Origin of the sequence: Clostridium gallinarum, assembly GCF_014836325.1 — a bacterium.
In the GTDB taxonomy this organism is placed as follows: domain Bacteria; phylum Bacillota; class Clostridia; order Clostridiales; family Clostridiaceae; genus Clostridium; species Clostridium gallinarum.
The window spans coordinates 56,965-78,776 of sequence record NZ_JACSQZ010000010.1 but is presented as its reverse complement, the minus strand read 5'-3'; the positions used below and the strand labels follow the sequence as shown (position 1 = coordinate 78,776).

The window sequence follows — 21,812 nt, the reverse complement described above, 5'->3', positions numbered from 1 at the left end:
AGAATATACAATCAATCCATTGTAAATGAAAAGAAAGGAGCTTCGCTAGCGAATTTTTTATCCGCTAATGCGACAGCTCCTTTTAATTCTTTAAGAAATTATATATAGATAAGAAAATTTAATACTGCTATAATATTTCTTAGACTAAAATAAAGGAGTTATTAAATGAAATATTATTTAGCACCAATGGAAGGAATTACAGGGCATATATATAGAAATGCTCATAAGAAATTTTTTAATAATATAGATAAATATTTTACACCTTTTATTGTTCCAACTAGTAGCAAGAGTTTTAAGACTAAGGAACTAAGAGATGTTTTACCAGAAAATAATATTAATATGAACATAGTACCTCAAATTCTTACTAATGATGCAGAAGGATTTATTTATACTGCAGTTAAGTTACAGCAGTTAGGGTATAATGAAATAAATTTAAATTTAGGCTGTCCTTCAGGAACTGTTGTATCAAAGGGAAGAGGCTCAGGTTTCTTAGCTAAAAAAGAGGAGCTTGATATATTTTTAAATAATATATTTAAAAAAGATGATATAGAAATATCTATAAAAACTAGAATAGGAAAAGATAATCCAGAAGAATTTTATGATTTAATAAAAATTTATAATAAATATCCAATAAAAGAACTGATAATTCATCCTAGAACCCAGAAGGATTTTTATGGGAATAAACCTAATTTAGAAGTTTTTAAGGATGCAATAGAATTAAGCTCTAATCCAATATGTTATAATGGTGATATTTTTACAGTTGATGATTATAAGATGATAACAGAAGCTTTTCCTAAGTTAGACAAGCTGATGCTAGGAAGAGGACTGTTAGCTAATCCAGGATTAATTAATGAAATACATAGTGATATAGTATTAGATAAAAAGTTATTAAAAGAATTTCATGATGAAATATTATCTAATCATGTAGAAGTTTTTAAGGATGAGAACATCGCTTTATATAGAATGAAGGAATTATGGGGATATATGATATATATTTTCTCAAATAATAAGAAGCATTCAAAGAAGATTAAAAAATCGCAAAAATTAAGTAATTATAATGAAGCGATGCAAAGCTTATTTGATGAAGAGGAAATTATTAAGGGAGCAGGTTTATTTAGTAGCCAAGTTAATCAAGAAAACAAATAGAGTAGATAATAATTTATTTAGAAGAAGTTAAAAGCTAAAGTGAAGAGCTTGGAAAAATTGATATAAATAAATTTTAAGTATGAATTAAAAGTGTAGTGATATAGAAATTCACTACACTTTTTTATTTTATATAAGACTTTTTCTATACTCTAATGGTGTTAAATTAGTTAATTTTTTAAACATCATAGTGTAATAGCTTTGATTATTGAATCCAACAGAAATGGCAATATCTAGAATTGAAAGAGATGGATTTAATAAGAGTTCCTTACTTTTTTCAACTCTAAATTTGCATAGGAAATTTGTAAATGTCATTCCTGTTTCTTTTTTAAAAGAATTACAAAAATAACATTTATGTATATTAAGCATTTTTGAAATAGAATCAATAGTTAGTTGCTCATCATAATTTTTATGAATATATTCTATAGTTTTTTTTATGTTTAGACTAAAGAATTTTTCAGTAATTTTACAATTAAAGGATTTACTATCTTTAATAATTATAAGTAATAAATCAGCAATGTAAGTTATACAATATTTAGGTCTATAAGGGTAGGATATTATTTCTAAATTATTAGTAGTTGAAAATGGACCTAAAATAAAATAATCATTGATTTCATTATTTAAATTAATATAAATAATTCCTACTTCTTTATTTTCTTCTAAAGATACGAATTCAATCATCTTTGTATCAATATAATTTTGTAATTTTTTTGAGCTACTTAAAGCTAAATCTATTTCTTCTTTCAATAAATTATAGCTAGTGGAAGAAGATTGAACTTTTAGTTTCTTATCTTTATTTACACATGTTATTTGTAATTGGGTTGAAAGATTAAATTTATCCAAGATTGATTTTAAAAGTAAATTGTCATTTAACATAAGTCCTCCATGAAATTAATGTTAATATAATTAAAAGTTGTTAATATGATTAATATTGATAATCATTATCAGTGATATAATTAAACCATAAATTAAGAAAGGTGTGAAGTGTCCAAATGAAAAAAATTGCGATTTATGGAAAAGGTGGTATTGGTAAGTCAACTACTGTATCCAATTTATCAGCAGCATTATCCTGTTTGGGGTATAAGGTTATGCAAATTGGATGTGATCCTAAAGCCGATTCGACTAAGAATTTAATGGGAGGAAAATTTATACCAACAGTTTTAGATGCTATAAAAGATAAGGATGATTTAAAACTTGAAGATATAGTATTTGAAGGGTTTAATGGAGTTTTATGCGTGGAGGCAGGTGGTCCAACTCCAGGCGTAGGTTGTGCTGGTAGAGGAATAATAGCGGCTTTCGAAAAATTAGAAGAGCTTAAAGCTTTTGAAGTTTATAATCCAGATATAGTTATATATGATGTTTTAGGGGATGTTGTGTGTGGTGGCTTTTCTATGCCTATAAGAAATGGATATGCAGAAGAAGTTTATGTTGTTACTTCAGGAGAAATGATGTCTATGTATGCAGCAAGCAATATATCAACTGCCGTAAAACAATTTAAAAATAAAGGTTATGCAAGTTTAAAAGGATTAATTTTAAATGCGAAAAATGTAGAGAAGGAAGTAGAACTTGTAGAAAAACTATGTGAAGAAATAGATACAAAAATAGTTCATTACATACCAAGAAGACCAGAAGTTCAATTAGCTGAAAATGATGGCAAGACAGTAATAGAATATGATAAAGAAAATGAAATGTCTAATATATATTTTGAGCTAGCAAATAAAATAATAAATTAAAATTTGATTAATTTTATTAAATAAATACAATAGTAAATTAATTTTAAAGGAAGAGGATAGATATGATAAAGAAAATATTAAGTTTAGTTTTAATAGGAGCAACATTAGGAATGATTTCATGTTCAAAGGCTCAAACAGAGACGCCAAAGGAAGAGGTTAAAGAACAAACTATAAAGATAGTATCATCAACAGTAGCAGCAACACAAGTTATGGATAAGCTAGATTTAGATTTAGTAGGAATACCAACAACAAAAAGTACATTACCAGAAAGATATAATGGGATTACAGAAATAGGACAATCATTTGCACCAAATTTTGAAACAGTAGTTTCATTATCACCTGATTTAGTAGTATTTGATGGAACTTTTAAAGATAAGGTGAGTGAACAAGTAAGTCAATATAATTTAAATTCTTTTTATTTTGATACAACATCTTTTACTAATTTCAAAGATAGTATAGTTGAACTTGGAAAAGTAACAGAAAGAGAAGATGAGGCAGATGCGTTAGTTAATACTTTGCAACAATCTGTAGATAAGGTTCTAGAAAAATCTTCAAAAGATAAAAGTGATTTAAAGGTAGCTATAATATTTGGATCATCAGAAAGCTTTATGTTAGCAACAGATACATCATATATTGGAGATTTATTAAATACTATTAATGTTGATAATATAACAGATGCAATTGAAGGAGTAGATTCAGGATATATAAACTTTAGTTTAGAGCAAATAGTTAAAGATAATCCAGATTATATATTAAGATTCTCACATGGAGATACTGATGCAGCTAAAAAAGCTTTTGATGATGAATTTACTAGCAATCCAGCTTGGCAAGCACTTGATGCTGTTAAAAATGGTAAAGTATATGATTTAGATCCAACTATATTTGGAGTAACGGCAAACTTAAAAGTAACTGAAGCAATTGAGGAATTAGGAAATATACTTTATGGAGAATAAAAATGAGTAATAAAGCAAAGGTAAGAGTTATAGTAGTAAGCTTTATAGCATTATTATTTTTAATATTTATATTTTCAACTATAGGAAGTGTTAAATTAAGTTATGGAGAAATTTTTTCAGCTTTAATTAATAATGATAATAAAATAGTAACTACAATAGTTTATCAAATGAGATTACCAAGAAATATATTAGCAGTTTTAGTAGGAGCAAACCTGGCTATATCAGGTTTGCTACTTCAAGCTGTAATGAAGAACCCACTTTCAGATCCAGGTATTACTGGAGTATCTTCTGGAGCAAGTGTAGGAGCGATAATTATATTGCTATTAATGCCACGGTATATAGGAATATTACCTTTAGTAGCATTTTTAGGTGGTGCTGTAGCTTGTGCTTGTGTTTATATGATGGCATGGAAGAATGGATTAAAGCCAATAAGAGTAGTTTTAGCTGGTGTTGCAGTTAATGCTATTTTGGGAGGATTTATTTCTTTATTAACAACTTTTTATAGTGATAAAATTCAAAGTGCATTGCTATGGTTAAATGGAAGTTTAGCAGCTAAAACATGGACCGATGTTAGACTTCTTGGAATTTACTCAATTATTGGGTTAATATTATCATTATTTTGTATAAGAAGTGCAAATATTTTAAATTTAGGTGATGATGCAGCTATAAATCTAGGTGTAAATTTAAATAGAACAAGGCTATTATTATCAGTTTTAGCAGTATTTTTAGCAGGAGTTTCTACTTCAGTAGTAGGAATAATAAGTTTTGTAGGACTAATAGTTCCTCATGTAAGTAGAATGATTATCGGTTCTGATCATAAATACACAATTCCTTTTTCTATTATTTTAGGAGGAATAGTTTTATTAGTTGCAGATACTGTTGCAAGAAGTATTTTAGGATCATTAGAACTTCCAGTTGGAGTAATAATGTCTATAGTTGGAGGACCATTTTTCTTATATCTTCTTAGGAAGAAAGGAGGAGAATAATTGATAAAAATAAATAATTTAAAAGTTGGTTATGAAAATAAAGTTATAATAGAAGATTTATCTTTAGAGGTAAAAAGGGGAGAAGTTATTTCTATAATAGGACCAAATGGTTCAGGTAAATCTACATTCTTAAAAGCTATTGCTAGGTTTATAAAGAAAGATGAAGGAGAAATATATCTTTTAGATAAATTACTAGATAACATGAAAAATAATGATATATCAAAAGCAATATCAATGTTATCTCAACAAAATTCATCGCCAAATGATATAACAGTTAAAGAACTTATTTATTATGGAAGAACTCCTCATAAGAAATGGTATGAACAAAGAAATAAAGAAGATGAAGAAATAGTAAATTGGGCTATAAAAAATACTGGACTTGAAAATTATAAAAATAGAAAAGTAGCTATGCTATCTGGGGGAGAAAGACAAAGAGTATGGTTAGCTATGTCATTAGCTCAAAAAACAGAGGTTTTATTTTTAGATGAACCAACTACTTATTTAGATATGTGTCATCAGTTAGAACTTATGGAACTTGTAAGGGAGATAAATTCAAAATTTAATATGACAATTATTATGGTACTTCATGATTTAAATCAAGCAGCAAGATATAGCGATAGAGTGATAATAATGAAAAAAGGGAAAATAGTAGCAGATGGAAGTCCGGAAGAAGTTATGGTAAAAGATATTATTCATGAGGTATATAATGTTAAATGTTGTATAGGGAAAGATCCTATAAGTAATAAACCTCATATATATCCCTTAGAAGTATGTTATAAGGAAAAGGATAGGTGTAATAATTGTGTATTATAGTTTAGATGTTTTAAATAAATTAAGTGATATTAAAGAAGATAGTGATGTAAAAGTATTAAGTTATGCAATATTTCCAGGGACTCATTGTCCATTATTTGGAGTTGCTTTAACGGCATCATATATTGAAGATTTAGCTATATTAGTAGTAGGAACAAGCGAATGTACATATTATACAAAGGTTTTTTCTAGTAATAAAAATAAAGATAAAGTATATTCATTAGTTCTTAAAGAGAAGGAAGTTGTTTTTGGAGCAGATAAAACTGTTAAAGAAGCAGTAAAGTATATAAAAGAGTTAGAAAATCCATCAGGAATAATGATAGTAACTACTTGTGTTCCAGAACTTATAGGTGAAGATTATAGTGGAATAAAGGTTGAAATTGAAGAAGAAATAGGATTACCTATTTTTGTTGTTAGAACAGAGCACTATAAGTGTAATAGCCATATACCAGGAATGACTAGAGCTATGAATTCTCTTATAGAAGTTATGAAAGATGTAAAAGAAAAAAATGGTGTAAATATTATAGGGCATAGGGCAGAAGGAATAGAAAATACAGAAATGTATAAAATTCTTTCTAAAAAAGGTATAGAAATAAATACAATAATACCATCTAGATGTAAGTTGAATGAGGTTATGAATGCTACAAAGGCTAATCTTAATATTGTTACTGATATGATAGCATTAGATCTTGCAAAAGATATGGAGAAAAAATTTAATATTCCTTATATATTCTTTGATAAACACATGAATAAGGAAATTATAATAAATAATTATGAAAAAATAAGTAATACTTTAAATATCAATATATCAGAAGAAGTAAAAGAACTAATAGAAGAATATGATAAGTTATTTAATAAGGCTAAGGAGTTATTAAAGCATAAAAGCTTTATATATGGCAATACTCCAATGATGGCATTTGAAACTTCAGAATTTTTAGTAGAACTTGGACTTGAACCAAAAATGATTCAAATAAGAGAGTTATATGAAGTAGATAAGATATGGAAAGATAAAATATTAGAAGCTAGATATAATCCATATATAACAAGAATTGCCAACATAGCACCTATGAGAGAGCTTTATGATAAGTTAGATGCAGATATATATATTGGACATGAAAATCCAATGCTATTAAAAAGTAAAGGGATGTCTCAAATAACTTTAGACTCTAATGCTCAAAAAATTGGATTTGAATTACCAATAGGTGTTATTAAAACTATATTAGAGAAGGTAGGAGAAAATTAACTATGAATATATATAAATATTTTCCAGTAGCAAGTGATAGAATGGGAATTATTTGGACACTTTCTTCAATTAAGGATTCATATATTATAGAATTTGGGCCATCAGGTACTACGCATTATGCTGTTGAGTCTATAGGTCAATTAAATGGAGAAGATTTTTCTAATATATATTCGACACATATGAGTGAAAGTGATATTACATTTGGTAAATATGATAGACTAGAAAAATCTATTAAAGAAGTAGATTTAAATAAAAGTCCTAAATATATATTTGTTATGGCATCTTCAATATCATCTATAATTGGAACCGATATAGAAGCTATATGTGAAGAAATACAAAAGGAAGTTAATGCAAAGCTTATACCAATCAAAACTGGAGGTCTTAAAGCAGATTATAATTTTGGAGTTGAGGAAGCTTTAGAATTAATAGTTAAAAATATAGTTAAAGAACCTAATACTAAGAATAATAAAATTAATATCATAGGAAGTAATATAGATGCATACAACTTTTTAAGTGATTGTAATGAGATAAAAAGATTAATGAAAGAAATTTTTAGTAAGGAGATAAATACTATATTTACATCTTACACATCTATAGAAGATATAGAAAATGCAGCTGAAGCAGAACTTAATATAGTTTTAAGGAAAGAAGGATTAAAAGCAGCTGAATATATGAAGAAAAAATTCAATATACCATATGTTTATGGAAAACCCATTGGATTAGAAAGTACTATAAGTTGGATAAAAGAAGTACAAGCATTAATGAATTATGATATAAATGAAGATGCTTTAAATAAAGATATTCAATCGATAAAGCAATATATCTTTAGATTAAAGATGAGATTAAGAAGTTTAAAATTCAAGGATGTAGCTATATTTGGAGATTATGATACAGTATATAATTTTAAAAAGTTTAGTATGGAACTAGGTTTAAATGTTGTAAGAGCAGAAGTTTTATACAATTGTAATATTGAAGATAATGATATTTTAAAAAATACTGGTGAATTAAATAGAATGATGTTCCTTAAAAATAACAATATAGATATTCTATTTGGAGATGGTCCAAGTTTAGATATGGAAAGTAGTGCAAGAGTTAAAGTGCAAGTATCTAATCCAAACTTAAAAAGCGTAAATATATATCCTTATGTACCATATGTTGGCTTTAGAGGAGCACTACTGTTAATAGAAAAGCTTTTAAGTAAAGAATATTAAATAAAATTTTAAGGTAGAAGATAGGAGAAAAAAGATGGAAAATTTAATAAAAAACAATAAAACATTAATTATAAGTTCTTTAGATAAGGAGAATAATGCAAAAATAAGTTACTCTCCATTTGTATATATGAATAATAAATTATATATTTATATAAGTAAAGTGGCAGAGCATTATAATAATATACTTAATAATGGAAATATAAGTGTTATGATAATAGAAGATGAAAAGGATGCGAAGGTAACGTTTGCTAGAAATAGAGTGAGTTTTACTGGAAAAGCCACAAGAATAGAGGATGATGAAGAAATATTTTCAGAGTTTTCAAAAAAACAAGGAGAAAATATAATGAATATGTTAAGAAAAATGGATTTCAACATATTTGAAATAGTGATAGAAAAAGGGAGATACGTTGAGGGCTTTGGAAAGGCATTTGACATAAGAAATGAAAATAATGAGTTAATATTAGAACATGTGAAGCTTGATAAAAACCATAGCAATTAGTAATTAAATTGAGAGTAATTATAAAATTAATTAATAAAATAATTTTAAAAAATATATTGCAAATAAAATAAAATAGTAGTAAAATAATGTTAATGATAATCAGTATCAATTAGATGATGAGTTGATACTGATTAATTTATAGCAAAATAGTTAGAAATCTAACTATTAGTTATTAGTTTTGAAAGGAATGATTATATGTCAATACAATATCCAATGTCACAATTAATTAAAGAAAGAAGATCTATAAGAAAATTTAAATCAGATAAAGTTTCAAATGAAGTGTTAGAGGAATTATTAGAGGTAGCTAGTTATGCTCCTAATCACAAATTAACACAACCTTGGAGATTTATAGTTTATAAGGATGAAGGTAGCAAAGTATTAGCTAATATAATGGCAGAAACAGTAGCTAATGGTCCTAAGAAAAAATCACCAGAAGAAGTAAGAGCAAGATTTGAATCTATACCTGTTCATATATTGGTAGTAATTAATGAAGAACCTAATTATTTTGCAAGAGAAGAGGATTATGCTGCTACTTGTGCATTAATACAAAATTTTCAGCTAGCAGCATGGGAAAGAAAACTTGGAGTTCTATGGAAAACAGATGCTTTTCTTGCTTCACCGACATTTAGAAATGGGGTAGGTGCAAAGCCAGGAGAAAAAATAGCAGCTCTTTTACAAGTTGGTTATCCAGATGTTGTTCCTAATGTAGTAAAAAGAGCAAATATATCAGAAAGAATAAAATTAATAGATAAAAATATTGAAGAATAATAACATTTTTAAAAGTCAGGACTGTAACAAAGCAATTCTGACTATTTTTGTGATTATAATTAAGTGGTATAATTATAATGTAAATTTTTACTATTATTAGTGAGAATTAATAATAAATTATATTGGGGGAATGGTATTGTGAATTTTATAAAAGTAGCGGTTGTAGGGGCTGGTTCTAGAGGTAGACACGCTTATGGGAATTATGTGCTGAATAATCAGGATAAAATAAGATATGTAGCAGTTATAGAACCGGATATTAATAAGAGGTTTGAATTAGCAAAAGAACATAATATAAAGTTAGAAATGTGTTTTGATAATGAAGATGACTTTTTTAAATTAGGAAAAGTATGTGATGCTATTATAATTGCACATCAAGATAAGCAACATTATAACACTACAATGAAGGCTTTAAATTTAGGGTATGATGTTTTACTTGAAAAGCCTATGACACCAGATCCTTTTGAATGTCTTAGTTTAGAGGAATGTGCAAGAAAAAATGGTGCAAATCTTATGGTATGTCATGTATTAAGATACACTGAGTTTTATGAAAAGATTAAAGATTTAATAGATAAAAAAGTAATTGGAGAGTTAATAGGTTTTGATCATAAGGAGAATATTGGGCATTATCATATGGCTCATAGTTTTGTAAGAGGAAATTGGAGAAATTCTAATGAAACATCACCTATTATTTTAGCAAAAACTTGTCATGATATGGATATTATTACATGGCTAATAAATGATGAATGTACAGCTGTTTATTCAAGTGGGGATTTAAATTATTTTAAAAAAGAAAATGCTCAAAAAGAAAGTAGTAAGAAATGTTTAGAGTGTACTTTAAAGGAAGAATGTAATTTTTCAGCTAAAAGAATTTATTTAGATAATTGTAGAAATATTTGGCCTGTTAATACATTATGTGCAAACCCTAATTATGAAAATATAAAAAATATATTAGATAAAACTAATTATGGAACTTGTGTATGGAAGGTTGAGGATAATGATGTTTGTGATAATCAAGTTGCTGTAATTGAATTTAAAAATGGTGTTAGAGGGACTTTTACTGTTACTGCTTTTACACACAATCAATTTAGAGAAACTATGCTCTTTGGAACAAAGGGATCTATTTATGCAAATACAAGAGATAATGAAATAATAGTTAGAAAACATGGAATAGATGAATATGAAGAATCTAATATTTTATTGATAAAACCTAAGAGAGTAGTGGGAGGACATGGAGGTGGTGATGTAGGATTAATGGAAGACTTTATAAATGTTGTTAATGGATCTTGCAAAACACCAAGAACCAGTGTAGAACAATCAATTCAATCTCATTTTATGTCCTATGCTTGTGAAAAATCTAGAATAGAAAAAAGAAGAATAAATATAGAAGAGTTTAAAAAAGAGATTAAATAGAATTAATATTAAAATACATTAGCTATAAAAAAGGAAAGCATATAATTAATATGCTTTCCTTTTTTTGATATTTGTTTAGATTAATTTCAATATTTTCGAAAAATAATAAATATTATTACTTTTATTTTTGTTTAAATTTTATCAATAAAAGTATTTTCTTTTTTTATAATTGTTGGCATAATTAATAAGTGTTTTATAAAAAAATATAATCTTCAATTATGTTAATTTATAAAATGGTTATACTAATGATTAATAAAACAAAAGAAGGAGAAGTGCATATGAAGAAGAGATTACCTAAAGAAGCTTATGGTGGCATTCATGGAAAAAATTACATTCCATATGTAACTGATAAGTCTAAGAGTGGGACTAATATTTCTGTAATAATTATAGGAGCAATTTTATCAGCCATATTTGCTGCATCTACTGCATATTCAGGTATGAAATCAGGATTAACTGTAGCAGCAGGAATTCCAGGGGCTATAATAGGTTCAATGCTTATTGGAGCTTTTGCACGTAGCAAAGGTATACTTGGAAAAAATATAACACAAGGAATGTCAAGCGGTGGTGAATCTATAGCAAGTGGAATGATATATGTTTTACCAGCAATTATTTTAATCGGAAATAAAGTTACATTTCTAGAAGGATTAGTAGTTGGAGTAGGCGGAGTTTTATTTGGAATTGGATGCCTATCTTTAGTTTATAATTATTTAATTGTAGAAGAACATGGAAATCTTATGTATCCAGAATCTATGGCTATATCTGAAACATTAGTTGCTTCAGAAGGTGGCGGAGATGCTATTAAGTTTATGGGAATAGGATTTGCAATAAGTGGTGTTATAAATCTTTTAACTAGCTCATTTTTAAATGTTATAAATAATAGTATCACTTATTTAGGAAGTAAATTTTATAAGTGGAAGTTTTCAACAGAAGTAAATCCACTTTTATTAGGAATAGGTTTTATAGTTGGATTAGAAGTATCTTTAACTATGTTTGCAGGATCAGTTTTAGCTAACTTTGGAATAGCTCCTTTAATAGGATATTTTACTGATTTTGCAGATAAAAATATTCAATCTTGGAATGATGCATCAGTATTCCTAAGCCAAATGGATGTAAATGCAATATCTGGTAGCTATGTGAAATATATAGGTGCAGGTATGATGTTATGTGGTGGCTTAATAGGGGCTTTAAAGCTTATACCAACAATTATTGTATCTATAAAAGAAACAATGAAAGCAAAATCAAGCAATGATTCTAGTGTAGAAAAAAGTTCAGGAGAAATAATAGTACTTTTAGCAGGGGTAGTAGTTGCATTTGTAGCATCATTTATAATTTCTCAAAATATTAAGATGGCAATAGTTGCAACTATAGTAGCTCTTATATTATCACTATTATTTGTAATAGTATCTGGTAGACTGACAGGAACAATAGGAACATCAAACCTACCAGTATCAGGAATGACTATAGCATCATTAGTTATTTTAACACTTGTATTTGTTATTATGGGATGGACTACTAATGCAGACAATAAATCATTATTACTATTTGCTGCATTTATGGTGGTAGCAATATCAGTAGCAGGTGGATATAGCCAATCTCAAAAGGTTACATATATAATTGGTGGTAGTAGAAAAGAAATGTTAACTACATTTATAATATCAAGTATAGTAGGTGTTGTAGTAGTTACTGGAACAATTTTAGTATTATCTAGTCAGTTAGCTGTTACTGGTGCTGATGCACAATTTGCTCTTCCACAAGCAAACTTAATGGCAACTTTAACATCAGGTATAATGTCAGGAAATTTACCATGGCCTATGATTTTAGTAGGTGTTGTTATAGCTTTATTCTTATTTTTATTAAATCTGCCAATAATGACTATAGCAATAGGATTTTATTTACCAATATCAACTACTTCAATAATATTAGTTGGAGCATTAATACGTGTATTGGTAGAAAAAATGAGTAAAGATGAACATGAAAAAGAAGCTAGAGTTTCTAATGGAATAAGTTTATCATCAGGACTTGTAGCTGGAGGATCAATTATAGGGTTATTAGGAATAATACTACAATTATCTGGAATAATAACTCCAAAAACACCAGTTGGATTTGCATCTTCAAATATGATGGCTATTTTATTATTAATAATTTTAGTGGTATCAACTACACTTCCAATTATGATGACTAAAATTAATAAGAATAGTAAAGAATAAAGTTTATTGTAAAAAGGCTGTTTTTAACAGCCTTTTTATTTTTACAAAAGATCAGTTTACTTTTTAATTTTGTATTAATTAAAAAATGAAAAAAATAAATTTAAAATTAAAGTGAAAATGATTTCGAAAAATGCATTGACAAACATGTACGTATAAGTTAATATATAGTCATAAAATAGATGTACGTACAAGTTTACAAGGAGGAAATAATATGGGTAAGTATATTGATGATTCAAAAGAATTATTAGAGTACGTAGGTGGAAAAGAAAACATTAGTGCAGTAACGCATTGTGTAACTCGTATGAGATTTGTACTAAAAGATACTAGTAAAGCAGATAAGGAAAAAATTGAAAGCTTAAAGTCTGTTAAAGGAACTTTTATTCAAGCTGGACAATTTCAAGTAATAATAGGTAATACTGTAGGAGATTTTTATAATGATTTTGTAAAAGTTTCCGGGGTAGAGGGTGTTAGTAAGGAAAATGTAAAAGATGCTGCAAAATCAAATATGACATTTATGCAAAGACTTATGGCTAATTTAGCAGAGATATTTTCACCTCTTATTCCAGCAATTATAGTTGGAGGTTTAATATTAGGATTTAGAAACATCATTGGTGATGTAAAGATGTTTGAAGATGGTACTAAAACCCTAATTGAAATATCTCAATTTTGGGCAGGAACTTATAATTTCTTATGGTTAATAGGAGAAGCTATATTCCATTTCCTACCTGTAGGAATTACTTGGGCTATATCAAAGAAGATGGGAACTACTCAAATTTTAGGTATAGTTTTAGGAATTACATTAGTATCACCACAATTATTAAATGCTTATTCTGTATCAAGTGGAGCTGAAATTCCATTTTGGGACTTTGGATTTGCAAAGGTAAATATGATTGGATATCAAGCACAAGTTATACCAGCAATACTTGCAGGATTTGTACTTGTATATCTTGAAAAATTCTTTAGAAAAATATCACCAGCTGCAATTTCAATGATAATTGTTCCATTCTTTGCTTTAATACCAGCAGTTATTATAGCACATACAGTACTTGGACCAATTGGCTGGAAAATAGGAGATGTTATTTCACAAGTAGTATATGCAGGATTGACTTCATCATTTAGATGGTTATTTGCAGGAATATTTGGATTTGCTTATGCACCTTTAGTTATTACAGGATTACATCATATGACGAATGCAATAGACCTTCAATTAATGGCACAAGTAGGTGGTACATCTTTATGGCCAATGATAGCTTTATCTAATATAGCTCAAGGTTCTGCTGTACTTGCAATGATTTATTTACAAAGAAAAAATGAAGAAGAAAAACAAGTTTCAATACCAGCATGTATTTCAGCTTATTTAGGAGTAACAGAACCAGCTTTATTTGGTGTTAACTTAAAATATGGATTCCCATTTGTATGTGGAATGGTAGGTTCAGGTATAGCAGCTGTAATATCAGTAGGTAGCGGAGTTATGGCAAATGCTATTGGAATTGGAGGTATTCCAGGAATTCTTTCAATTAAGCCACAAAATATGCTTATGTTTGCAGTAGCAATGATAGTAGCTATAGTTGTATCATTTGTATTAACTTTAGCTGTTGGTAAGAAAAAATTAAAAGCTTAAAATAAAAAATTTGGATAATATGTATAATAGTTTAGTTATACATATTGTCCTTATTTACTAAGAAAAGGAGATATATATGAAAGATTTTAGAGAAAGTGTAGTTTATCAAATATACCCTAAATCATTTAATGATTCAAATGGAGATGGAATTGGAGATATAAATGGAGTAATAGAAAAATTAGATTATTTAAAAGAGCTAGGTGTAGATTATATATGGTTAACTCCAGTTTATGTATCTCCACAAAAAGATAATGGATATGATATAGAAGATTATTACAATATAGACCCAAGAATGGGAACTATGGAGGATTTCGATAACTTAGTTGCAGAAGCTAAAAAGAGAAATATAGAAATAATGTTAGATATGGTATTTAACCATACATCAACTGAACATAAGTGGTTTAAAAAAGCTATGGAAGGTGATGAAAAATATAAAAATTTCTATATATTTAAAGAAGGTAAGGGAAGTGAACCACCAACAAATTGGATTTCTAAATTTGGAGGAAATGCATGGAAGTACGTAGAAAAGTTTGATGAATACTATCTTCATTTATTTGATGTAACTCAAGGGGATTTAAATTGGGATAATGAAGAAGTAAGAGAAGAAATATTTAAGGTAGTAAATTTCTGGATTAATAAAGGTATAAAAGGCTTTAGATTAGATGTTATAAATCTTATATCAAAGCCAGAAAAGTTTGAAGATGATTATACTGGAGATGGAAGAAGATTTTATACAGATGGGCCTAATATTCATAAGTACTTAAAAGAGCTTAATAAAAATACTTTTGGTAAATATGAGGATATAATAACAGTTGGAGAAATGTCATCAACATCAGTTGAAAACTGTATAAAATATTCTAATCCTGATGAAAAAGAACTTTCAATGGTATTTAATTTCCATCACTTAAAGGTTGATTATGAAAATGGTGATAAATGGACTTTAATGGACTTTGACTTTAAGATGCTTAAGGGTATATTTAAAAAATGGCAAGAAGAGATGCAAGAGGGAAATGGATGGAGTGCAGTATTTTGGTGTAACCATGATCAACCAAGAATAGTATCAAGACTTGGAAATGATAAGGAATATCATAAAGAAAGTGCAAAAATGCTTGCAACTACAGTTCATATGATGAGAGGAACTCCATATATTTATCAAGGCGAAGAATTTGGAATGACTAATCCATATTTTGATACTATAGATGAGTATAGAGATGTAGAATCAATAAACTATTATAATATATTAAAAGAGCAAGGTGAAAATGAAGGTAAGATACTAGAAATACTAAAATCTAAATCAAGAGATAATTCAAGAACACCAGTACAATGGAATGGCGATTTAAATGCAGGTTTCTCAACTGGAACACCATGGATACCTGTAGCTAAAAATTATAAAAATATAAATGCTAAAAAGGCTTTAGAAGATAAGGATTCAGTATTTTATCACTATAAAAAACTTATATCTTTAAGAAAAGAATATGATGTAATTTCTAAGGGTAGCATTAAAATGATATTAGAGGATAGTGATTCTGTTTTAGCTTATACTAGAAGTTACGAAAATAAAAAATTAGTAGTTTTAAATAATTTTTATGATAAGGAAGTTATAGTAAATATCCCTAATAATTTGATAGAAGATAAAAAAGAATCAAGTATATTATTATCTAACTATAAGGACTCTAAAGAACTTTCAAATAAGGTAGTACTTAGACCTTATGAATCGATAGTATATTATATTGAGGGATAGTAGTAGAATATGATAGAATAACTATGGTGATAAAATGGATAGAAAGTATTTAAAAATATATAATATTATAGCAAATAAAATAGAGAATAAAGAATATGAGCCTAATGATAAATTGCCTTCAGAAAAGGAGCTAATGGATGAGTATGAAGTATCAAGAGATACTGTAAGAAAATCATTAAATATGTTAGAGCAAAATGGATATATTCAAAAAAATAAAGGAAAGGGTTCTTTTGTTTTAGATATTAACAAATTTAATTTTCCTGTATCTGGTGTAGTTAGTTTTAAAGAACTTTCAAGAAAACTAGGAAGAAAAATAGAAACTAAAGTGGAAAATTTAGATTGTATTTATCCAAATAGGAATGTAAAAGTGAGTCTTGAGTTAGGAAATGAAGATAAAGTTTGGCATTTAACTAGGTCTAGAGCTATAGATGGAGAAAAAGTAATCTTAGATAAAGATTATATTGCACAAAAGTTTGTTGAAAATCTTACAGAAGAAATATGTAAGGATTCTGTATATGAATATTTTGAAAATGTATTAGGATTAAGAATTGCATATGCTAAAAAGGAAATAACAGTTCAAAATGTCACAGAAGAAGACAAAAAGTATTTAGATATGAAGGGATTTGAAATGATAGTTGTAGTTAAAAGCTACACTTATTTAGATGATACAAGCCTTTTTCAATATACAGAATCTCGCCATAGACCAGATAAATTTGTTTTTGTAGATTTTGCAAGAAGACATTAAATTTAAATACTTAAGTAAAAAAGAGCATTAACTAAAGTTAAGAGTTTTTGCTCTTTTTTGCGTTCTAATATCCAGTTTTTAATACTTTTTTATTAGGATATCACATTAGAATAAGTTTTTAGTATATTAATATAAAGAAATTAAATTAGGGTGGTTTAATGAGTTATGGTAAATTAGAATTTTTTCTTTATGTTGGGGAAGAAGCTTTGCCTGTAAGTGATGCAGAAATAATAATTATTAATACAGATACTCAAGAAATAGTTAATAACAAAATCTTAAAAGTAGATAAGGATGGAAAAACTAAACCTTTAAGTTTGTATACTTATGATAAATATCTTTCAGAGGAACCAGATGCTTCAATTAAGCCTTATAAAACCTATGATGCTATTATTGTAAGTAATAATTATCAAAGTAAATATATTAAAGGAATACCTATCTTTAGTGGTATTACATCAGTTCAAAAAGTTCAAATGGCACCAAAGTCTAGGGCGATAGATTCTATAGATTTTATTGATATTCCTCCTAATGCATTAACATTAGATTCAGAATCACTGCAAAGAGAGGAGGATTTAGGTAATTACAACAATCAAGGAGCTCCTAAAATATTAAAAGAAGTAGTTATACCTGAATATATTACAGTTCATTTAGGGAGTCCAACATCCTATGCTCAAAATGTAACAGTATCATTTACAGATTATATAAAAAATGTTGCATCTAGCGAAATATATCCAACATGGCCTAAAGAAGCTTTAAAAAGCAATATATATGCAGAAATATCATTTACATTAAATAGAATATATACGGAATGGTATAGAAGTAGAGGATATGACTTTGATATAACCAATTCTACTGCATATGATCATTATTTTGTTAATGGAAGAAATTTTTATGACACTATAATAGAAGTAGTAGATGAAATATTTAATGAATATATAAGTAGAAAAAATTTCAAAGAACCATTACTTGCTCAATATTGTAATGGAACAACTGTAACTTGTGATGGCTTATCTCAATGGGGAACAGTTACTTATGCTGATAATGGGTATTCTGCATTTCAAATATTAAAAGAATATTATGGTGATAATATTGAAATAAGAACTGCTGATTATGTTGAGGGTACAATTGAATCTTATCCTGGGAAAGCTCTAAGGTTAGGGGATAAAGGTGAGGATGTAAGAATAATACAACAACAATTAAATAGAATAAGAAAGAACTATCCAGGTATTCCAGAGATAACAAATGAAAATGGAGAATTTAATGAAGCTACTAAAAATGCTGTTAAAGCCTTTCAAAAAATATTTAATTTAACCCAAGATGGAATAGTGGGTAAGCAGACGTGGTACAAAATATCACAAATATATGTAGGGGTGAAAAATTTAGCAGAACTTAATTCGGAAGGGGAAAGTTTACCTATACCAGATAAGGCGCCATCAAATATATTAAAGATAGGGTCTACAGGGGAGGAAGTAGAGATTGCTCAGTATTTATTAAAAGCTATAGGAGCTTTTTATGATAGTATACTTCCTATAGAAATTACAGGTGATTTTGATGATAACATGAGTGATGTTGTTAAATCTTTTCAAAATCAATTTGGATTAGATGCAGATGGAATTATAGGACCTAAGACATGGAATAAGTTAATAGAAGTATATAAGAGTATAGAACCATATATACTAACTGGGTCAGGAAATTTTATTAAATATCCAGGTTATTTAATAAAGAAGGGAAAAAAAGGTGAAGAGGTAAGATTAATTCAAGAATGGTTAAATGAAATACACAAAAAGTATCAATTTATTCCAGAAGTAAGTGTTGATGGTGTATTTGGTGAAAAAACTAAAGAAGCTATTATGATATTTCAAAGATGGCAAGGGCTTGTAGCTGATGGCATAGTTGGACCATTAACTTGGGATAAATTATATGAAGTATATAGGGAAGTAGTTAAAGAAAATATTTAAATTTGTATAAAAGCTGTGCAGAATAAAATTGTACAGCTTTTATAAAAATTAAAAATATAATAAGTGAAAAATTATCCTAAAGATGATAAAATATATAAATAATATATACAATAAAATAGGTAAAGGGTGTTTTATATGAGTAAAAAAAGATTTATATTAGAAAACGTATTATTAGAGGATGGTTTTTTATTTGAGAAAAATATAGTTATAGGTACAAAAACAAAAATAAAAGATATAGTAATATGTGATGGAAAAATTGAAGGTGTGTATGAAAAAGGTTCGTTTAGAGAAGAACTTGAAAGAATAGATATGAAGGGGATGCTTGCTATTCCATCATTTAAGGACAGGCATATACATTTAGATAAGGGATATTATGGTGGAGCGTGGAGCGCTTGTACGCCGTTTATAAGTGTGTTTGATAGAATAAAAGAAGAAGAGGGATTTTTACATAGTTTCTTAGATGAAACAGAAATTAAAGCGAAGAAACTATTAGATTTACTTATAGAAAATGGAGTAACTGAAACTAGAGTGCAATGTAATGTAGATCCTGTCATAGGACTTGGAAATATGGAAAGAGTTATAAAGGCTTTGAATGATTATAAAGATAAAGTTGATTATGAAATAGTAGCATTCCCACAACATGGACTTTTAAGAAGTAATAGTATAGATTATATGAAGGATGCAATGAGAAATGGAGCAACTATAGTTGGAGGATTAGATCCAGCTACAATAGATGAAAATATAAATAAATCTATAGATGAAATGATGAATATTGCGGTTGAATTTAATTCTGATATAGATATACACTTACATGAAAGAGGGACTTTAGGAGCATATATTATAAAGAGACTTTTAAAGGTAGTAGAGGAAGCAAAATGGCAAAATAGAGTTACTATAAGTCATGGATATTGTTTAGGGGATTTAGAGAAGGGGGAATTAATAGAGATATGTGATTCTATGAAGGATTTGAATATTGAATTATCTACTACATCTCCAATAGATGTAGCTTGTCCACCTGTTACTTTTATAAGTGATTATGGAGTTAAAGTTAATATAATAAATGATAATATTAACGATCATTGGAGTCCTTTTGGAAGTGGTGATTTGCTACAAAGATTAAGTAGAATGTGTGAAAAGTTTGGGGTTATAGAAGAATATAACTTAAATAAATATTTAAAATTAATAACAAATGGAGTATCAGTTTTAGATAAAGAAGGAAATGTATTATGGCCTAAAGCTAATGATAAGGCAGATATAGTATTTTGTGATGCATCATGTTCAGCAGAAGCAATAGCAAGAGTATCAAAAAGAAGTGCAGTTATGAAAAATGGAAAATTTATAGTTAAAAATATATAATTTATAAAGTGTTACTGTATTATAGTAAGGCGAAACCTGGATATGATACTTTAACACTTTTTCATTTTTTATGAAATTATATATATGGACAATTTATGGATTACTTTATGAGAATAGTAAAATTCATAGTATATAGGTAGAGTTTTTATAATTTCCTTCCTTCAGTTTGCTAAGAGATAAACATTGTATGACGGTGACTTGGAGCCATGCGACGGAGCAAGGAATATAATGGTTATCTCTTTTTTATAATAATTTTTTAGTATAAAATGAATAATAGAAAGTATATATAAATATTTACTTATTAATAAGGATAAAGAGGAGTGATTAAGATATGATAAGATGGGGAATTATAGCACCTGGAACTATAGCAAATGCTTTTGCTAAAGAAATCAATAATACTGAAAATGGAGTTCTTACAGCGGTTTTTGGAAGAAATGAAGAAAAGGCAAAAGCGTTTGCAGAAAAATATAGTATAGAAAAATACTATAGTGACATAGATAAATTTCTTGAAGATAAGGATATAGATGCTGTATATATAGCAACACCACATAATTATCATATGGAATATGCTAAAAAATGTATAGAGGCTAAAAAGAGTGTATTATGTGAAAAACCATTTTCTTATAATTATAAAACAAGTAAAGAAGTATTAAATCTTGCAAAAGAAAATAATGTATTTATAATGGAAGCACTTTGGACTTTATTTTTACCTACTGTAAATAAGGCAAAGAAGTGGATTCAGGAAGGTAAGATAGGAAAAATAAAACTAATTACAGCGAGTTTTGGATTTGAAAGTGAAGAAAATATAAATTCTAGATTATATAATCCAAGTTTAGCAGGTGGTGCTTTATTAGATGTTGGTATTTATCCAATATTATTTTCTAACTATATAAAAGATAGTTTTCCTAAAGAAATAAAAGCTGTTGGAAACTTTACTGGAACAAAGGTAGATGAAACTGATATTATTAATTTAAAATATGAAGATGGAACTTTAGCTTCATTAGGTTGCTCTATTTCTTCAGAACTTGATAATATAGCTGTTATTTATGGAGAAAAGGGAAAGATAGTTATACCTAAGTTTTGGAGTGCTAAGGAAAGCTATCTTTATTTAGGTGATGAAGTTGAAAAGTATGTTGATAGTTATAAAGGAGAAGGATATAAGTATCAAATAGAAGAAGTAAATAAATGTTTAAAGAATAGAGTTTTAGAAAGTGATGTAGCATCTCATAATATAACTTTGAAGCTAGCTGAAATAATGGATGAAGTGAGAAGGCAAATAGGTTTAATATATCCTTTTGAATAAATATATAATATAGAAAAAAGTAACATATTATAATTCTAGTATGTTACTTTTTAATTTGTAAAATACTAGAATATAAATTTATAAAAAAATATGATAATATATATATAACATAATAATTTATGGCAAGT

General features: G+C 27.6%; 18 protein-coding genes. 17 read left to right on the top strand and 1 reads right to left on the bottom strand.

Translation table 11 applies throughout. The annotated features are described in order from the left end of the window. The first annotated feature begins 165 nt into the window (after nucleotides 1-165). Nucleotides 166-1,146 (top strand): tRNA dihydrouridine synthase, encoded by a 981-nt coding sequence (locus H9660_RS04580; protein ID WP_191748998.1) that lies wholly within the window; start codon nucleotides 166-168, stop codon nucleotides 1,144-1,146. A gap of 126 nt (nucleotides 1,147-1,272) precedes the next feature. Here H9660_RS04580 and H9660_RS04575 read toward each other — a convergent pair whose 3' ends face one another. Further along, nucleotides 1,273-2,019 carry a helix-turn-helix domain-containing protein gene (locus tag H9660_RS04575; protein ID WP_191748997.1) on the bottom strand — a complete coding sequence of 249 codons (747 nt, stop codon included), beginning with the start codon at nucleotides 2,017-2,019 and terminating at the stop codon, nucleotides 1,273-1,275. 116 nt (nucleotides 2,020-2,135) lie between these two features. Between H9660_RS04575 and H9660_RS04570 the strand changes: the two genes are divergently transcribed. The 16 genes from H9660_RS04570 (at nucleotide 2,136) to H9660_RS04495 (ending at nucleotide 21,684) form a co-directional block, all read left to right on the top strand. Beyond that, nucleotides 2,136-2,876, top strand: a complete 741-nt coding sequence (locus H9660_RS04570) for a nucleotide-binding protein (RefSeq protein WP_191748996.1) — start codon at nucleotides 2,136-2,138, stop codon at nucleotides 2,874-2,876. 62 nt (nucleotides 2,877-2,938) lie between these two features. Then, complete coding sequence (locus H9660_RS04565; protein WP_191748995.1) at nucleotides 2,939-3,829, top strand: ABC transporter substrate-binding protein; 891 nt, start codon at nucleotides 2,939-2,941, stop codon at nucleotides 3,827-3,829. A gap of 2 nt (nucleotides 3,830-3,831) precedes the next feature. Continuing rightward, nucleotides 3,832-4,815, top strand: a complete 984-nt coding sequence (locus H9660_RS04560) for a FecCD family ABC transporter permease (protein WP_191748994.1) — start codon at nucleotides 3,832-3,834, stop codon at nucleotides 4,813-4,815. Next, complete coding sequence (locus H9660_RS04555; protein ID WP_191748985.1) at nucleotides 4,816-5,628, top strand: ABC transporter ATP-binding protein; 813 nt, start codon at nucleotides 4,816-4,818, stop codon at nucleotides 5,626-5,628. After that, nucleotides 5,618-6,868 carry a nitrogenase component 1 gene (locus tag H9660_RS04550; RefSeq protein ID WP_191748983.1) on the top strand — a complete coding sequence of 417 codons (1,251 nt, stop codon included), beginning with the start codon at nucleotides 5,618-5,620 and terminating at the stop codon, nucleotides 6,866-6,868. The genes H9660_RS04555 and H9660_RS04550 overlap by 11 nt, the downstream gene beginning before the upstream one ends. Nucleotides 6,869-6,870: 2 nt before the next feature. Continuing rightward, nucleotides 6,871-8,079, top strand: a complete 1,209-nt coding sequence (locus tag H9660_RS04545; protein WP_191748981.1) for a nitrogenase component 1 — start codon at nucleotides 6,871-6,873, stop codon at nucleotides 8,077-8,079. 34 nt (nucleotides 8,080-8,113) lie between these two features. Next, the gene (locus H9660_RS04540) at nucleotides 8,114-8,578 is read left to right on the top strand and encodes a HugZ family pyridoxamine 5'-phosphate oxidase (protein ID WP_191748979.1); all 465 of its coding nucleotides are present in this window, start codon (nucleotides 8,114-8,116) and stop codon (nucleotides 8,576-8,578) included. A 195-nt stretch (nucleotides 8,579-8,773) separates the two neighbouring features. After that, a complete protein-coding gene (locus H9660_RS04535) occupies nucleotides 8,774-9,346 on the top strand; it encodes a nitroreductase family protein (RefSeq protein WP_191748977.1) in 573 nt (190 codons plus the stop codon). 138 nt (nucleotides 9,347-9,484) lie between these two features. Further along, nucleotides 9,485-10,756 (top strand): Gfo/Idh/MocA family oxidoreductase, encoded by a 1,272-nt coding sequence (locus tag H9660_RS04530; protein WP_191748975.1) that lies wholly within the window; start codon nucleotides 9,485-9,487, stop codon nucleotides 10,754-10,756. A gap of 278 nt (nucleotides 10,757-11,034) precedes the next feature. Then, nucleotides 11,035-12,963 (top strand): OPT family oligopeptide transporter, encoded by a 1,929-nt coding sequence (locus H9660_RS04525; RefSeq protein ID WP_191748973.1) that lies wholly within the window; start codon nucleotides 11,035-11,037, stop codon nucleotides 12,961-12,963. A 211-nt stretch (nucleotides 12,964-13,174) separates the two neighbouring features. After that, on the top strand, nucleotides 13,175-14,584 hold the full coding sequence (treP, locus tag H9660_RS04520) for a PTS system trehalose-specific EIIBC component (RefSeq protein WP_191748970.1): 1,410 nt from the start codon (nucleotides 13,175-13,177) through the stop codon (nucleotides 14,582-14,584). Between the two features lie 76 nt (nucleotides 14,585-14,660). After that, nucleotides 14,661-16,325 carry an alpha,alpha-phosphotrehalase gene (gene treC, locus H9660_RS04515; RefSeq protein ID WP_191748966.1) on the top strand — a complete coding sequence of 555 codons (1,665 nt, stop codon included), beginning with the start codon at nucleotides 14,661-14,663 and terminating at the stop codon, nucleotides 16,323-16,325. A 34-nt stretch (nucleotides 16,326-16,359) separates the two neighbouring features. Then, nucleotides 16,360-17,070, top strand: coding sequence for a trehalose operon repressor (gene treR, locus H9660_RS04510; RefSeq protein WP_191748965.1), 711 nt, complete (start codon nucleotides 16,360-16,362; stop codon nucleotides 17,068-17,070). Nucleotides 17,071-17,228: 158 nt separating this feature from the next. Next, entirely contained in the window at nucleotides 17,229-19,025 is a 1,797-nt protein-coding gene (locus H9660_RS04505; RefSeq protein ID WP_207729408.1) for a peptidoglycan-binding protein, read from the top strand. Between the two features lie 135 nt (nucleotides 19,026-19,160). After that, nucleotides 19,161-20,381: an amidohydrolase gene (locus H9660_RS04500; RefSeq protein ID WP_191748963.1), complete on the top strand. Its 1,221-nt coding sequence runs from the start codon at nucleotides 19,161-19,163 to the stop codon at nucleotides 20,379-20,381. A 331-nt stretch (nucleotides 20,382-20,712) separates the two neighbouring features. Continuing rightward, nucleotides 20,713-21,684: a Gfo/Idh/MocA family protein gene (locus tag H9660_RS04495; protein WP_191748961.1), complete on the top strand. Its 972-nt coding sequence runs from the start codon at nucleotides 20,713-20,715 to the stop codon at nucleotides 21,682-21,684. Nucleotides 21,685-21,812 lie beyond the last annotated feature (128 nt).